Source organism: Ruegeria sp. AD11(2025) (genome assembly GCF_056542405.1).
The window spans coordinates 127,623-142,109 of sequence record NZ_JBQFZU010000005.1 but is presented as its reverse complement, the minus strand read 5'-3'; the positions used below and the strand labels follow the sequence as shown (position 1 = coordinate 142,109).

Below are 14,487 nucleotides of genomic sequence, written 5' to 3'. Positions count from 1 at the left end.
CGTTATTTTACGGCACCGAGGGTCAGGCCCGCGATGAAGTGTTTCTGCATGAGGAAGAACATGGCCACCGGCGGCAAGGCCGCGACGATGGAGCCGGCGCTCATCAACTGATAGGCGGCCCGGAATTGGGCGTTGAAGCTGGTGATCCCCGCGGTGACAGGTTGGCTTTCAGCACCTTGCGTAAGGACGACGGCCCAGAAATAGTCGTTCCAGATGAAAGTAAAGATCAACACGCTGAGCGCAGCAATGGCAGGCTTCATCAGTGGCAAGACCACGTACCAGAAGATGCGCCATTCGCTGATGCCTTCGACGCGGGCGGCCTCGATCAGTTCAAAGGGCAGCGCGCGGATGAAGTTGCGCATGAACAGCGTGCAGAACCCAGTCTGAAAAGCGATGTGGAACAGGACAAGGCCGGTTTTGGTGTTGTAGAGGCCAAGTTGCAGGGTCAGGTCGCGTACCGGAACCATCAGGATCTGAAATGGCACGAAGTTGCCAGCGACAAACATGAAGAATATCCAGAGGTTTGAACGGAACTTGTAAATACCCAGCGCAAAGCCAGTCATGCAGCTGAGCGCGACGGCTCCGATTACTGTCGGGATGGTGATCAGAAAAGAGTTCAGCAGGTAACGCGGCATGTCCGAGTTGAAGAATACCTGCCCATAGTTGAACGCGCCCTCGAAGCTGGACGGCATGCCCCAGTAGTTTGCATTGGTGAAATCCGCCGCCGGTTTGACCGAGAACAGGGCGACCGCCAGCAAGGGTCCGAGCCAGAGCAGCAAGGCCAGCGGCAACATGGCCTGATAGCTTATTTGCGCCGCGCGCGATTGTTTTTCGATGGGTTTGGGAAACATCTCAGTGCCCCCTTTCTTCGCGATACATCGACCACAGGAAATAAGCGATGAAGCAGAGCATGATCAGGAACAGGATCACCGCGATGGCGGCACCGTATCCCATGCGGAAGCCGTATTCGGACAGGGCAACTTCAAACATGTAATAGGCCAGCACGCGGGACGAGCCAAAGGGGCCACCCTGCGTCATGATCGAGATCAGGTCGAAGCTGCGCAGGGCGCCAATGATTGTCACGACAAAGGCGATGAAGGTTGCCGGGCGCAGTTGCGGCAGGATAATGTGCCACAGCATACGAAGACCCTTTGCACCGTCCAGCCGCCCGGCTTCGATCTGTTCCGGGTCAACGGCATTTAGGCCGGTGAGGTAGAGGATCATGCAATAGGCCGTCTGCGGCCAGAGACCGGCGAAGATGATTCCATAGGTCACGAAGCGTTCGTCACCGAGGACATTCAGCGGCCCGAGGCCGAAGAGGCCGAGGAGTTCATTCAACAGGCCGAAGGTCGGGTCATAGAACCAGGTGAACACGAGGCCCACAACAACCTGAGAGATGACGAAGGGAAAGAAGAACAGTGACTTGTACAGGCGAATTCCCCAAACCGTCTGGTTCAGGAGCAGCGCAATGAAAAGACCCGCCGGGATCGCGGCAAGATACAAGATGAGCCAGATCAGGTTGTTTTTCAGCGAGATGTAAAACGCATCCCGGTCCACCCATTCCCAATAAAGGTCTTCGTAGTTGCGGAACCCCACATATTCGGCTGCTCCCAGACCGTCCCATTCGTAGAGCGAGAGATTGAAAGACTGGAAAACTGGGATGATTACATAGACCATGAAGAACAGCAGCCCGGGGGCCAGAAACAGCCATGGTGCGATGCGCTGTTGGTTTCTGTGGAACCAGCTTTCCTGTTCGGGGGCTTCAACGGCTGACATGCGGATACTCGGGGGTTAGGAAAAAGGAGTAAGACGGGATATCACCGCCTTACGCAGATGAGGAGCAGGCCGGACTTGTGCCCGGCCTGACCGGATTAGTTGTCGTAGATACGCTGACGAGCGCGTTCCAGTTTGGCCAGGATACGGTCGGCGTTGTCCGGTTTGACCATGAATTCCTGGAAGCCTTCCATCGAAACTTTGGCCATTTCAGCAGGTGCGTCACGGTCCCAAAACTGAGCTACACCGCCGGGGCTGTTCGATGACAGCATTGCAAAACCCTGTTGCAGGAACTTGTCGTCATCGACTGTGGATTGCGCATTCACGGGCAGCTGGCCGAGATTTGCGCCATTGTTGATCTCGGACTGTTCATCGGCGGAGACAACAAAACGCAGGAATTCACGCGCGGCTTCTTTGTTTGATGCGTTGGCAGGGATGTGGAACGTGTCGGTCGGGGCGTCTTCGGCCAGTTCGACATCGGGGTTGATGGCAACGAACTGATAGAAATCTAGTTGATCGTCGGACAATCCAGCCTCACGCAGGGGTGCCACGGCGAAGTTACCCATGAGGTAAGCCGCGGCCTCACCGTTGACCATGAAGGGCAGGGCCTCCTGCCAGCTGTAGGTCTGGTGATTGTCGATGAAGGCGCCCATGTCGATCAGCTGTTTCCAGTTGGCGAAGGTTTGCTTGACCCGGTCGTCCTCCCAGCTGATTTCGCCGTTAGCGAGCTGGTTGTGAAAGTCGAAGCCGTTGGTGCGCATGTTCAGGTAGTCGAACCAGCCACCGGCGGTCCACAGGAACTTGGTGCCGATGGTATAGCAGGCACGGCCCGAGTCGATGATCTTCTGGCAATTGGCCAGTTCTTCTTCCCATGTGGTAGGTTCGGTCAGGCCCAGCTCATCAAAGATGTCTTTGCGGTAGTAAACACCCCATTGATAATAGGTGTAGGGCACGCCCCATTGCTTGCCGTCGATGGTCATCGCGCCCTTGGTCGATGCAAGATTGTCCGCAATTTCGGGTTCTGCCCAAAGATCGGATACGTCCTCGAACAAACCGGCCTCGACATACGGCTTCATCCGGTTAGCTGCATACCATGTGGCGACGTCCGGCGTGTCCGCCGTTAGGAAGTTGCGGATTTGAGTCTTGTACGCTTCACGGTCGATCACCGTGGTTTCGACTTCCAGCCCCGGATGCTGTGCCGCGAACCGGTCGATCATCGCTTCCATCGTCGCGCGGGGCGCCGGGTTCGATGTGTCGAGGAAGATTCTCAGCTCGCCGGTCAGTTCGGCTGCAACGGGCGCAGCAAGCGCCACACTTGCCGCCAATGCCACCGCAGAACGCTTGAACATGGAATGCATGGTTTCCTCCCTTAGCTTCCATTTTAGTTCCAAATAATGAAACTATGTTTTATATATTGAAAACTACACATCATATCGGTTAGTCTTGTCAAGACCCTCGTGAGGATGGTGTTGGGTCATAGGGAGGAGAACAGGCGCCCGTGGCTGGTGACGGTACAATAGGAAAAGCATGTGACGTGCTGGATCAGGTGGCGGCTTTTGCCCGCCCGGTCCGATTCGCGGAACTGTTGGAGAGCAGCGATTTTCCCAAGGCAACGCTGTATCGGTTTCTGCAGACGCTGACCAATCAGGGGATGCTGTCGTATGACTCTGATCGACAGACCTATACGCCCGGTCTGAGACTGGTGCGGCTGGCCCATGCGGCGTGGACGCAAAGCTCACTGGCACCAATTGCGCGGCCGTTTCTGGATTCGCTCAGTCGGGAAACCGGGGAAACGGTGCATCTGGCACAGCTAGATTCCAGTCAGGTGCTGTATGTGGACAAGCGCAACGCTGCCCAGCCAATCGAGATGTACTCGCAGGCCGGCAAGGTCGGTCCGGCCTACTGTACCGGTGTTGGAAAGGCGATGATGGCGTTTCTGGACGAGGCGGCGCTTGATCGCGCTGTGTCGCAGCAAAGCTACCACCGTTTTACCGATAAGACACTGACCACTGAGGCCGCGCTGCGCGCTGACCTCGAATTGATCCGCAGCCGGGGCTACGCCATTGATGATGAAGAGCATGAGCCTGGCATCATCTGCATTGCCTGTCCGATCCTGACTTCGGGTGGGAGGATGCTGGGCGCGATTTCCGTCACCGGATCGACCGAACGAATGGATTTCAATCAGTTGGAAACCTGGGTTCCCCGTGTTCGCCGTGTGGCCGAACAGATCGGGGCCGAAGCACAGGCCTGGCGGTTCCCCGAGACCCACCGCAGCGCCGACAATGACAGGATACAAGCGACATGACGGGTGTGACTCTGAACCAAGCGATCAAGCGATATGGCGAAACGCAGGTTATTCACGGCATTGATCTGGATATCGAGGATGGTGAGTTTTGCGTGTTCGTTGGTCCTTCGGGCTGCGGTAAATCCACCTTGTTGCGGATGATCGCGGGGCTTGAGGAAACCACCGAAGGGCAGATTCATATCGGCGCGCGCGAGGTGACCCATGTGGACCCTGCGAAACGTGGTGTGGCCATGGTATTCCAGACCTATGCGCTGTACCCGCATATGACAGTGGCCGAAAACATGGGCTTTGGCCTGCGCATGAACGGCGTTGCCAAATCCGAGATCGACCAGAAAGTGCAGCAGGCCTCGAATATCCTGAAACTGGATCAGTACCTCAAGCGTAAGCCCAAGGCGCTGTCCGGAGGCCAGCGTCAGCGGGTGGCCATCGGGCGCGCGATTGTGCGGGGCCCCGAGGTGTTTCTGTTCGACGAACCTCTGTCCAATCTCGACGCCGAACTGCGCGTCGAGATGCGGGTCGAGATCGCGCGGCTGCACAACGAGATCGGCGCGACAATGATCTATGTTACCCACGATCAGGTTGAGGCGATGACGATGGCTGATAAGATCGTGGTGCTTCGGGATGGCCGGATCGAACAAGTCGGCGCTCCGATGGACCTGTATCGCGATCCGGACAACCGGTTTGTAGCCGGCTTCATCGGCTCTCCGGCGATGAATTTCCTTGAGTGCGAATATGCGGATGGCAAGGTTTCGCATCCAGCTCTTGGCGCGCCGCTGGAAGTGGCGGCCAATGTGCCTGCGGGCCTGGACAAGGTCACGCTGGGTATCCGCCCGGAACATATCGAAGTCGACCGCGCAGGAGGCACTTGCACCGTTGATCTCACCGAGGCGCTAGGTGGAGTGAGCTACTCGTACCTGCTGACGCCAAATGGCGACAAATTGATCGTCGAAGAGCGTGACGACCAGCGCAGCAAGCAAGGGGAACGGATCGGTCTTGTCGTTCGACCGGAACGCGCGATGCTGTTCGATTCGGAGACCGGCCAGCGGTTCCGATAACCGACAAAAAGCAACCCAAATCAAGCGCGCCGATCCTCCGATCCGGCGCGTTTTTTCTGGGTTTCAATTTTTCTGGATTTTGTATCCAATATCCGTTATGGCGAATTGAAAGGGCTAACCTGCCCGCCCTGACCCTGCATTTTCAAAGGATAGCTCCGATGTCGAACAACGTTTTCACCGGCACCATGCCTGCGCTCATGACCCCTTGTAAGGCGGATCGCACCCCGGACTTCGATGCATTGGTGCGCAAAGGGCAGCAGATGATTGATGCGGGCATGTCGGCGGTGGTCTATTGCGGGTCGATGGGCGACTGGCCGCTGCTGACTGACGAACAACGAATGGAAGGCGTTGAACGCCTGGTCGCTGCAGGGCTGCCCGTGGTGGTCGGTACCGGGGCCATCAACACCAAGTCCGCCCTGGCCCATGCTGCACATGCGCAGAAAGTAGGGGCTGTTGGGCTTATGGTGATCCCGCGGGTGTTGTCGCGCGGCACGTCTCCGGCCGCGCAAAAGAACCATTTCAAGGCGATCCTGTCTGCCGCGCCGGGTGTGCCTGCGATCATTTACAACAGCCCGTATTACGGTTTTGCCACGCGCGCCGATCTATTCTTCGCTCTGCGTGCCGAGCATCCCAACCTGATCGGATTCAAGGAGTTCGGCGGCAAGGATGACCTGCGCTACGCGGCTGAGAACATCACTAGCCAGGACAATCAGGTGACCCTGATGGTGGGCGTGGATACCGAGGTTTACCACGGCTTCGTCAACTGCGGCGCGACCGGGTCGATCACCGGAATTGGCACAGCTTTACCGCGCGAGGCCCTGTTGTTGGCGACCCTGTCCCAAAAGGCAGCACAAGGCCATGCCGAGGCACGCCAGCGGGCGCAGGAACTGACCGAGGCAATCCAAGTGCTTTCCAGCTTTGACGAAGGCCCCGATCTGGTGCTGTACTACAAGCATCTTTTGGTGCTGAACGGCGAACAGGAATACCGTCTGCACTTCAACGAAACGGACAAGTTGAGCGATGCGCAGCGCAACTATTGTGAACAGCAATACGACCTGTTCCGCGCTTGGTTCGCCGATTGGTCAAAACAGGGTGGGGTGATCGCGGAATGCGTGTGATCGACAGCCATACCGGGGGTGAGCCGACGCGGGTCATCCTCGACGGCGCGCCGGATCTGGGTTCTGGACCACTGGCCGAACGCGCCCGCAGGCTGGCGACGGAACATGAAGGGTTTTACCGGTCGATCATGCTGGAACCACGTGGCCAACCCGCCATGGTCGGCGCGCTGCTGGTCGAGCCGGTCGATCCGTCCTGCGTGACCGGAGTGATCTATTTCGACGTGGACGCCGTGCTGGGTATGTGCGGCCACGGCACCGTCGGCCTTGCGGTTACACTGGCGCATCTGGGGCGGATTGATGTTGGACGACACAAGATCGAAACGCCTGCGGGTGTCGTGACGGTAGAGCTGCACAATGCCAACACCGTCACCGTCATGAATATCGAAAGCCGCCGTGTCCACCGTGATGTGGTATTGGATGTGCCGGGCTATGGCGCGGTGACCGGGGATGTTGCCTATGGCGGCAACTGGTTTTTCATCGTTGATCCCAGCCCAATCCCGGTTGAGACCGGCAATATCCGGCAGTTGACCGATATGACGATTGCGATCCGCAAGGCCTCAATCGCGCGAGGCATAGGAGGAGAGCTGGGCGAGCCAATCGACCACGTGATCTTTCAGGACACCTCTCCCGATCCGGACGTCCACAGCCGCAACTTTGTGCTATGCCCCGATGACAACTACGACCGCTCACCCTGTGGTACCGGCAGTTCGGCGCGGCTGGCCTGTCTGGCTGCGGACGGTGCATTGGCTCCCGGAGAGGAAATCGTCCAGCACAGCGTTATCGGCAGCGTCTATCACCTGTCTTATCAATCGGGTGTGAACGGTGGGGTCATCCCCTCAATCACGGGGCAGGCTCATGTCATGGCCGAGGCGACATTGATGTTTGATGAAAACGATCCGTTCAAGGCGGGCATAAAGCTATGACGAAGCAGGTCGTTGTGATCGGGGCCGGTGTCATCGGAATCACAACGGCGCTGGAGCTGCAGCGCCGGGGCCATTGTGTTGTGGTTCTGGATCGTGAGGGCGTCGCCGCACAAGCCTCCGCCGGAAATGCGGGCGCCTTCGCCTTTTCCGAGGTTGAACCGCTGGCAACCCCCGGCATCATGAAAAGGGCACCGAAATGGCTGCTGGATCCACTCGGACCGCTGTCCATCCCGCCCGCCTATGCGCTGAAAATCGCGCCGTGGATGATCCGGTTTTGGCGGGCAAGCCGTCCGGGTCGTTACGAGCAACTCCTGCATGCTCAGGCCAGCCTGATGGATCAGTCTAGCGCAGCCCTGACCCGATTGATTGCATCGGTGAAAGGCGAGGCGATGATGCAGCGCGACGGGCAGATGCAGCTTTATGAAAACGAGGCAGAGTACCGTGCCAGCCTGCCTACATGGGAGCTGCGGCGCCAACACGGCATAGACTTCGAGCTGCTGGAAAGCTTTGAAGCGATTGCTGAATTGCAACCTGGCCTCAGCCCGCGGTTCACCCATGCTGGGTTTACGCCGAACTGGATCAACACCGTTGATCCCAAAAAATGGGTGGAGCATCTGGCGCAAACGTTTCAGAGCCGGGGTGGCCGGATCGAGCGCCAGGAAATCTGCGCACTGACCCCGATAGATAGCGGAGTACGGATCACGCTGACAGAACGCGAGGTCGAGGCGGACAAAGTCGTCTTGTGCGCCGGGGCCTGGTCTCACCACATTGCGCGGACACTTGGCGATCAAATACCGCTGGAAACTGAACGCGGCTACAACACGACCCTTCCCGCGGGCGCGTTTGACCTGCGTATGCATCTGACATTCTCAAGCCATGGATTTGTGGCCAGCCGGATCAATGGCGGCGTGCGGATTGGCGGCGCGGTTGAACTGGGGGGGCTGGAACTCCCTCCGAATTACAAACGGGCCGATACATTGCTGCAAAAAGCCACGCAGTTTTTGCCCGGCCTAAACACGGAAGGCGGCACGCAATGGATGGGTTTCCGCCCGTCGCTGCCCGACAGCCTGCCGGTGATCGGGGCTTCGCCACGGGCAGGGGACGTGATCTACGCATTCGGTCACGGTCATCTGGGCCTGACCCAATCGGCAGGTACGGCCGAACTGGTTGGCGCCCTGGTTGACGGCCAGCCCGCCCAGATTCCCCTGACCCCATTCTCCGCCTCCCGCTTTTAGGACAGGACATGCGCAGCTGCAAAACCATTCATGTGATCTCGGCCCACGCCGAAGGTGAGGTGGGTGACGTGATTGTTGGTGGTGTCCAGCCACCGCCCGGAGAAACCATCTGGGAACAGCGTGCCTTCATTGCGCAGGACCAGACCTTGCGAAACTTCGTGCTGAATGAGCCGCGCGGTGGCGTGTTCCGGCACGTCAACCTGCTGGTGCCGCCGAAACATCCTGATGCAGACGCGGCCTTCATCATCATGGAACCGGAAGACACGCCGCCCATGTCCGGCTCAAACTCGATCTGCGTGTCCACCGTTTTGCTGGATGGCGGGATCATTCCGATGCAGGAGCCCGAGACCCTGTTGACGCTTGAAGCCCCCGGTGGGTTGGTGAAGGTCCGGGCCGAATGCCGAAACGGTAAGGCCGAGCGCATTTTCGTGCAAAACCTGCCCAGTTTTGCCGACAAGATATCCGTTCCTCTGGAGGTCCTGGGCCTCGGCACCCTGACCGTGGATACGGCCTATGGCGGGGACAGCTTCGTTGTGGTCGATGCTGCGGCGCTGGGGTTCGAGATCGTTGAAGACGAGGCTCGCGACATCGCGCGTATGGGTGTGGCCATCACCAACGCGGCCAACGAACAGCTTGGCTTTACCCACCCCGAGAACCCGGATTGGGATCACATCTCCTTCTGCGCCTTTTGCGGGCCGCTTGAGCAGACGGAAACCGGCCTGACAGGCAAATCCGCGGTCGCCATTCAGCCAGGCAAGGTCGATCGATCCCCTACCGGCACAGCGGTTTCGGCGCGGATGGCCCTGATGGCCGCAAAGGGCCAAATGACGGTCGGTCAAACGTTCGAGGCGGTCTCGATCATCGGATCGCGCTTTACCGGACGGATTGTCGAGCAAGCCCAAGTCGGCGACCGCCCAGCCATTGTCCCCGAAATCAGCGGCCGAGGCTGGATCACCGGCACGCACCAACACATGCTGGACCCGGACGACCCGTGGCCCGGCGGGTATCGGTTGAGCGACACGTGGGGCGTGTAACAGGTTGGGAAAGCTTGAATTCGGGGACGGTGGTTTCTACCTATAGAAGAGCAGTTTTCGAAATAGAGGCTTTATGAAGATACGCCTTGCCGCCCTGATCATCGTGATTGCGACCGTGATATGGTCGCTGAACCCCAAGCCCGACTATACGGAAATGTCCGCGACCTGTATGGGGAACAAAGGCAGCATGGCCGACGTTGTTTCCACCTGCTCGGCGCTTATGAAGATCGACGACCTTTCCCCGGCGCAGCAGAGCAGGCTGATCTCTGCCCGCGGCTGGGCCTATTATTTTGGCAAACGCTACGATGAGGCTATCGCGAACTTTACCGCAGCTTCCGATCTTCAGCCCTTGGATGCAACTCCGGTCTTAAGGCGGGCTTTGGCGCTGGAGGCCATGGGACGTGTCGGCGACGCCGATGCGGCCCATTCCAAAGCGGTGGCCCTTGATCCCGACAGAGCGTCAGTCCGATATTACAAAGCGCGGTTCGATCAGAGTCAGGGCAATTTTGCGGATGCGATAGAGGGATATGAGAAGGCTTTGGAAATTGATCCGGCTTATAGAGAAGCGGGTTGGAATCTGGCAAACACGCATTTCGAAGTGGATGGGCTTGACGCAACGGAAAAGTTTCTGACTCAAGCGGAAAAACGTTGGCCCGATCAGATGTGGGTGCACCTTGGTCGTTTATTGCTCCACCTGAACGGAACAGGTGACGTCGAAAAGGGTCTTGCGGCTGCGAACGGAGTGTCTCGTTTGGAGTCGAACGGAGTCACCAATCTGTTTTTCCCGGCCATGGTTCATCTGAAGATTGGTGATGAGGAGAAAGGCGTGGAATTCGTTGAAGACTACGCCCGATGGACCGCGCAAAGATCCTATGTCCGAAAGGGGATATTCGAAAAATGGGGTCAGAGGGTCGATGAATGGCTAGGCCTGCGGGGGAATCGCGAATGGATAACCCGTGCCCAAACATATGCGGAATTAGGAAGAACTGATCTGGCTCAGCACGAGATTAACACCTTTCTGAAAGATGCCCGGCGTTTTGATCGAGAGTATTTCTTTTGCCTCATTCGAGAAGCCGGTGTGTCAGTGCCACCAGAAGTCGAGTCGGGTTCTACCGATCTTTTGAGCCAAACGATTACGGATTATGTCCAGCAGCTTGCGACTTCCAGCGGGTATGCGGATTTTGGAGTCCAGTAGAAACACCCGGACTGCGGTCGGAACAGCCTATCAAACTGGAATTGGCTTGACCCCAAACGTCAACCCCGTGTCAATTTGCGCCCCCACTAGAGGATTGATCCGAAACGCAACCTGTTTTAAGGGAGGCCCTGTCAAATCAGAGTCACCCTTGGGGCAGTAGGATTCTCGCGCCCCATCCGCAGCCACGAATACGTGGCACACTCTTGGATCGCACGCCCCGAAAGGCTTAAAAAAGGTAAAAGAATATGGCAGAAAAATCGAACTTCGATATATTGTATACCATTGTAGACGAAGCGCCCGAACTGGCCAGCGCGTCGTTCCTGCCCATCATTCGCAAGTTCGCCGGAGCCGCGGGTGTCAGCGTTGGAACCAAGGATATTTCGCTGGCGGGCCGTATTCTGGCGACCTTTCCGGAAAACCTGACCGATGCACAGCGCATCACCGACGATCTGGCCGCGCTGGGTGAGCTGGTGAAAACGCCCGAGGCCAACGTGATCAAACTGCCGAACATCTCGGCCTCGGTCCCGCAGCTGGTTGCTGCGATCGAAGAGCTGCAGGCGCAAGGCTACGATATCCCGAATTATCCCGAAGAGCCCGCGAACGACGCCGAAAAAGCGATCCGCGCGCGTTACGATGCCATCAAAGGCTCGGCCGTTAACCCGGTTCTGCGTGAGGGCAACAGCGACCGCCGCGCGGCAAAGGCCGTTAAAAACTACGCTCAGAACAACCCGCATTCGATGGGCGAGTGGTCCGCAGACAGCAAGACCAAAGTGTCGTCGATGTCGGATAACGATTTCTACGCAAATGAAAAATCGACGACCATCACTGCGGCGCAGGCTGGCGACGCAAATATCGAATTTGTCGGCAAAGACGGCAACGTCACCGTTCTGAAAGACGGTTGGACGCTGGACGAAGGCACTGTGGCGGACGCGACCTTCATGTCGGTCAAAGCCCTGTCTTCGTTCCTGGCTGACGCCATCGAAGACACCAAGAAAGACGGCACCATGTTCTCGCTTCACATGAAAGCGACCATGATGAAAGTGTCGGACCCGATCATCTTTGGCTATGCGGTCAAAGCCTGGCTTGCCCCGGTGTTCGAGAAATTCGGTGCCGAACTGGACGCGCTGGGTGTAAATCCGAACTCGGGTCTGGGCGACCTGCTGGATCGCGTCAAAGACAACGCCGAGATCGTGGCCGCCGTCGACGCCCTGAAAGGCGAGCGTCCGTCGATGTACATGGTCGACAGCGACAAGGGCATCACCAACCTGCATGTACCGTCGGATGTGATCATCGACGCCTCGATGCCCGCCGTGATCCGCGCGGGCGGTAAGGGCTGGGATGAGACCGGTGCCAAGGGTGACACCAACTGCGTGATCCCGGACCGCTGCTATGCCGGTGTCTATGACGAAACCATCAACTTCTTCAAAGCCAATGGCGCACTGAACCCAGCCACTGCCGGCGCTGTCGCCAACGTTGGCCTGATGGCGCAGAAGGCTGAGGAATACGGCTCGCACCCGACCACGTTCCAGGCCCCTGCAGACGGAACCATCCGTGTCGTTTTGGCCAATGGCGAAACACTGCACGAGCATGCGGTTGAAATGGGCGATATCTGGCGGTCCTGCACCGTAAAGAAGGCCCCGATCGAGAACTGGATTCAGCTGGCGATGGACCGTCAGCGCCTGACCGGATCCGAGGCGATCTTCTGGCTGGACGCAAACCGCGCCCACGATGCTGAGCTGATCAAATACGTCAAACCGGCGCTTGAGGCTGCTGGCGTGGCTGACAAGTTCCAGATCATGGCACCGCGCGAAGCAACCCGTCAGTCTCTGGAAACCATTACGGCGGGAAAGGACTCGATCGCGATCACCGGCAACGTGCTGCGGGATTACCTTACCGACCTGTTCCCGATCCTGGAGCTGGGCACCTCGGCCAAGATGCTGTCCATCGTCAAGCTTATGAATGGCGGTGGCCTGTTCGAAACCGGTGCCGGTGGTTCGGCCCCGAAACACGTGCAGCAGTTGGTCGAAGAAAACCACCTGCGGTGGGACTCGATGGGTGAGTTCTGCGCACTGGGTGAATCGCTGAACTTCCTAGCTGACAGCAAGGGCAATGCGAAGGCGGGTGTATTGGGTGCCGCGGCCGAGGGCGCTACGCAAGGCATTCTGGACAACAATAAGTCGCCCAGCCGCAAGGTTGGACAGCCGGACAACCGCGACAGCCACTATTGGTTTGCACGCTATTGGGCCGAGGCTCTGGCAGCGCAATCCGACGATGCGGATCTGGCGGCTGAGTTCGCGCCCGTCGCCAAGGAGCTGGCCGACAAGGAAGTGCAGATCCTGGGTGAACTGGCCGCCGCACAAGGTGCGCCTGCTGATCTGGGCGGGTACTATCACACCGACCCCGCCAAGACCGCAGCAGTGATGCGTCCCAGCGCAACTTTGAACGCAATCATCGGCTGATTGTGTAGAGCCACGCCCCAAGGCGTGGCTTTTTACGTTTCAGATCAAAGCTTTGAATGGAAAAAGGGGCTGACCCCCAAAGTCAGCCCCTTTTTGAGTGAGTGGGGAGGCTAGGCCTCACCGGTATAGTTGTTTTCAGACTAACACTTTCTACGAATCAGGGTATTAGGGGTTTCCCGTAGTTGCCTCCGGCAAGATCGCGGACATGGAAGGTTCCAGACAAAAAAGAGGCCGGTCCTAAGACCAGCCCCTTGGTAGTCAGGTGAACCGAGGGATCAGTTCGACGCTGCCATCAGTTTCTCGTTGTGCTCGCGCAGCGTGTCCGAAACGATGGCGTACCATTCGCCGGATTCCCGCATTTCATTCAGGCCTTTATTCAGCATCGCCAGATACTGTTTGCCAAACGGGTTGCTGCGGTGGCTGATGAAACGCAGTGAGGACAGAGATGTCACAAACGGGTTTTCCACCAGGTCGTTCGAAGTAAGACCCATTTCCACCATGGTGTCTGAGAACAGCTGCACTTCGAAGGTTGCAACGTCAGCAGTACCTGTCAGAACCGCGTCAAGGCATTCACGTGCGGTGATTGGCTGCATCAGGGTCATGGAGGTGCCGTTGTGCAGGCCTTCCTGTTCGAGGTCGTGGATGAACCAGCCATCCATACGGCAGATAGTTGCGCCCTCCAACTGACCAAAAGTGGTGGCGCCTGCGTAGTCGCTTTCCGGCAGTGTGTAGAAGCCGACAACGATGTCGTAAACCGGAACGGACGAGTCGAACTGAGTGCAACGGACTTCTGTTTCCCACGACCATTCGTAGGTCCGGTTGGTGCAATCGGGCATGTTCCACGCCATCGACACGTCAAATGCGCCCAGCGGCAGCAGCGTTTCCAGGTGTGAATTCCAGTCGTCCACGAAACTGACCGAATAGTCACGCGCGTTGCCGCCACGCTGCAGCGCTGTGGTACCCAGACGAGTGATCGCGCCGCCACCATTCAGCGATTCATCGGCGAATGGCGCCCAACCGTTACCAGTCACCAGCTTGATCGGCGGCTGATAGACGCTGGAACGTTTGACACTGGCCGCGCGTGCTTCTTCGGCCGCAATGATTTCCTGAGCGGACTGACCGTTTGGCAGGCTGCCGTCTTCACAGGGCAGGGCCAAAACCAGACCAGGCGCCAGATCGTTTGGGTTGGTGATGACGTTGCGGTTCGCGTTGAAGATCGGCTGATAGTTCGAAGTGCCATAGGCCGCGATGGCGATGGTTGCCATCGTATCGCCGTCCTCGACGGTATAGTTTGTACAGGCTTCCTGCGCGGCAGCGGCTCCGGCGCTAAGGGCAGTGACGGCGGTGGCCGACATCACGACTTTCTTCAGGTTGAATTCTAACATGTCCA

12 protein-coding genes are annotated in these 14,487 nt (G+C 58.0%); 8 read left to right on the top strand and 4 right to left on the bottom strand.

The window, feature by feature from the left end; genetic code table 11:
- Positions 1-2: 2 nt before the first annotated feature.
- The 3 genes from ACR1XY_RS07150 to ACR1XY_RS07140 all read right to left on the bottom strand — a co-directional run bounded on the left by ACR1XY_RS07150 (position 3) and on the right by ACR1XY_RS07140 (position 3,131).
- Complete coding sequence (locus tag ACR1XY_RS07150) at positions 3-851, bottom strand: carbohydrate ABC transporter permease (RefSeq protein WP_170389207.1); 849 nt, start codon at positions 849-851, stop codon at positions 3-5.
- 1 nt (position 852) lies between these two features.
- Positions 853-1,776 carry a carbohydrate ABC transporter permease gene (locus tag ACR1XY_RS07145; protein ID WP_480591393.1) on the bottom strand — a complete coding sequence of 308 codons (924 nt, stop codon included), beginning with the start codon at positions 1,774-1,776 and terminating at the stop codon, positions 853-855.
- Positions 1,777-1,871: 95 nt separating this feature from the next.
- Positions 1,872-3,131 (bottom strand): ABC transporter substrate-binding protein, encoded by a 1,260-nt coding sequence (locus ACR1XY_RS07140; RefSeq protein ID WP_480591390.1) that lies wholly within the window; start codon positions 3,129-3,131, stop codon positions 1,872-1,874.
- A 140-nt stretch (positions 3,132-3,271) separates the two neighbouring features.
- Between ACR1XY_RS07140 and ACR1XY_RS07135 the strand changes: the two genes are divergently transcribed.
- The 8 genes from ACR1XY_RS07135 to ACR1XY_RS07100 all read left to right on the top strand — a co-directional run bounded on the left by ACR1XY_RS07135 (position 3,272) and on the right by ACR1XY_RS07100 (position 13,097).
- Positions 3,272-4,078 (top strand): IclR family transcriptional regulator, encoded by an 807-nt coding sequence (locus ACR1XY_RS07135; protein WP_480591387.1) that lies wholly within the window; start codon positions 3,272-3,274, stop codon positions 4,076-4,078.
- The gene (locus ACR1XY_RS07130) at positions 4,075-5,133 is read left to right on the top strand and encodes an ABC transporter ATP-binding protein (protein WP_480591384.1); all 1,059 of its coding nucleotides are present in this window, start codon (positions 4,075-4,077) and stop codon (positions 5,131-5,133) included. Before ACR1XY_RS07135 ends, ACR1XY_RS07130 begins: the two co-directional genes overlap by 4 nt.
- 158 nt (positions 5,134-5,291) lie before the next feature.
- Entirely contained in the window at positions 5,292-6,251 is a 960-nt protein-coding gene (locus ACR1XY_RS07125) for a dihydrodipicolinate synthase family protein (RefSeq protein WP_480591381.1), read from the top strand.
- On the top strand, positions 6,242-7,174 hold the full coding sequence (locus ACR1XY_RS07120) for a 4-hydroxyproline epimerase (protein WP_480591379.1): 933 nt from the start codon (positions 6,242-6,244) through the stop codon (positions 7,172-7,174). Before ACR1XY_RS07125 ends, ACR1XY_RS07120 begins: the two co-directional genes overlap by 10 nt.
- Positions 7,171-8,409, top strand: coding sequence for an NAD(P)/FAD-dependent oxidoreductase (locus tag ACR1XY_RS07115; RefSeq protein WP_480591375.1), 1,239 nt, complete (start codon positions 7,171-7,173; stop codon positions 8,407-8,409). Before ACR1XY_RS07120 ends, ACR1XY_RS07115 begins: the two co-directional genes overlap by 4 nt.
- Positions 8,410-8,417: 8 nt before the next feature.
- The gene (locus tag ACR1XY_RS07110) at positions 8,418-9,443 is read left to right on the top strand and encodes a trans-3-hydroxy-L-proline dehydratase (RefSeq protein WP_480591372.1); all 1,026 of its coding nucleotides are present in this window, start codon (positions 8,418-8,420) and stop codon (positions 9,441-9,443) included.
- Between the two features lie 187 nt (positions 9,444-9,630).
- A complete protein-coding gene (locus ACR1XY_RS07105; RefSeq protein ID WP_480591369.1) occupies positions 9,631-10,638 on the top strand; it encodes a tetratricopeptide repeat protein in 1,008 nt (335 codons plus the stop codon).
- Between the two features lie 245 nt (positions 10,639-10,883).
- The gene (locus ACR1XY_RS07100; protein ID WP_480591364.1) at positions 10,884-13,097 is read left to right on the top strand and encodes an NADP-dependent isocitrate dehydrogenase; all 2,214 of its coding nucleotides are present in this window, start codon (positions 10,884-10,886) and stop codon (positions 13,095-13,097) included.
- A 275-nt stretch (positions 13,098-13,372) separates the two neighbouring features.
- On the opposite strand, the gene ACR1XY_RS07095 is transcribed toward ACR1XY_RS07100, so the two are convergent.
- Positions 13,373-14,482 carry a peptidoglycan-binding protein LysM gene (locus tag ACR1XY_RS07095; RefSeq protein ID WP_480591360.1) on the bottom strand — a complete coding sequence of 370 codons (1,110 nt, stop codon included), beginning with the start codon at positions 14,480-14,482 and terminating at the stop codon, positions 13,373-13,375.
- Positions 14,483-14,487: the final 5 nt, after the last annotated feature.